The organism is Streptomyces sp. NPDC054840, from assembly GCF_053611065.1.
This window is the reverse complement of sequence record NZ_JBSGZP010001038.1, coordinates 1-1,712: the sequence shown is the minus strand read 5'-3', so window position 1 is coordinate 1,712 and position 1,712 is coordinate 1. Positions and strand designations below refer to the sequence as shown.

Here is a 1,712-nt window from a genome sequence, read left to right as displayed (position 1 = left end):
GCCTTCGCGTCGTGCGTGTCTTCAGGTACGCGCGAGAAGTGGGCCGCCGGGAGCGGGCCACCACCAGTTCTGGTTCGCGTGTGCGTACATGGTGGGCACCTTAGCCCAGACCGCCCCGCCGGGGCAGGATCTGTCTCGCGACGTGAGCTGAACCATGGATTCCGTTCCGTCGGACGCCCGTGACCTTTGAGCTGGTTCGTCTCACGTTGTGGGCGGGGAGCTGGACGCGGCGTGCGACGCCGTAATGTGTACGAGGTGACCGTGAACGCTGAAATCCAAGCCCCCGCCGCCAAGGCGACCTGGCGAGACCTTCCCGCGGCGCAGCAGCCTTCGTACCCCGATGCCGAGGCTCTGCGCGCTGTCGTCGCGGACCTCGAGTCGTATCCGCCCCTCGTTTTCGCGGGTGAGTGCGACCAGCTGCGCGCCCGTCTGGGAGCCGTCGCCAAGGGCGAGGCGTTCCTGCTCCAGGGCGGCGACTGTGCCGAGGCCTTCGACGGCGTCTCCGCCGACCACATCCGCGCCAAGCTGAAGACGCTGCTCCAGATGAGCGCCGTCCTGACGTACGCGGCCTCCGTGCCCGTCGTCAAGGTCGGCCGCATCGCGGGCCAGTACTCCAAGCCGCGCTCCAAGGACACCGAGACCCGCGACGGCGTCACCCTGCCGACCTACCGCGGCGACTCCGTCAACGGCTTCCCGTTCACCGAAGAGGCCCGGATCCCGGACCCCGAGCGGCTGAAGCGCATGTACAACGCCTCCGCCTCGACGCTCAACCTGGTGCGCGCCTTCACCACCGGTGGTTACGCCGACCTGCGCCAGGTGCACGCCTGGAACCAGGACTTCGTGAAGTCCAGCCCGTCCGGTCAGCGCTACGAGCAGCTCGCGCGGGAGATCGACAACGCGCTGAACTTCATGAAGGCGTGCGGCACCGACCCGGCCGAGTTCAAGGCCGTCGAGTTCTACGCCGCCCACGAGGCGCTGCTGCTCGACTACGAGGGCGCGCTGACCCGCACCGACTCGCGCACCGGCAAGCTGTACGACACCTCCGGCCACATGGTCTGGATCGGTGAGCGCACCCGGCAGCTGGACCACGCGCACATCGAGTTCTGCTCGCAGATCGCCAACCCGGTCGGCATCAAGCTCGGCCCCACCACCACGGTGGACGAGGCGCTGACGTACATCGACCGCCTGGACCCCGAGCGCGAGCCGGGCCGGCTGACCTTCGTCGTCCGTATGGGCGCCGACAAGGTCCGGGACAAGCTCCCCGAGCTGGTCGAGAAGGTCACCGCCTCCGGCGCGATCGTCGCGTGGGTCACCGACCCGATGCACGGCAACACCTTCGAGGCGGCCTCCGGCCACAAGACGCGCCGTTTCGACGACGTGCTCGACGAGGTCAAGGGCTTCTTCGAGGTCCACAAGGCGCTGGGTACCCACCCGGGCGGCATCCACGTCGAGCTCACCGGTGACGACGTCACCGAGTGCGTGGGCGGCGGCGACGAGATCTTCGTCGACGACCTGCACCAGCGCTACGAGACGGCCTGCGACCCGCGGCTCAACCGCAGCCAGTCCCTGGACCTGGCGTTCCTGGTCGCCGAGATGTACCGCGACCAGTAGGGATCAGTCAGTACCTTCGTACGACGATGGGGCGCGGATCGATGTGATCAGCGCCCCATCCTCGTGCCCGGGGCTTTGAGGCCACCCTAACTTTGGGTCCG

1 protein-coding gene is annotated in these 1,712 nt (G+C 68.3%); it reads left to right on the top strand.

All coding sequences use genetic code 11. From position 1 onward, the window contains the following. Positions 1-255: 255 nt before the first annotated feature. The gene (locus ACWGIU_RS37240) at positions 256-1,611 is read left to right on the top strand and encodes a class II 3-deoxy-7-phosphoheptulonate synthase (protein WP_453712489.1); all 1,356 of its coding nucleotides are present in this window, start codon (positions 256-258) and stop codon (positions 1,609-1,611) included. Positions 1,612-1,712 lie beyond the last annotated feature (101 nt).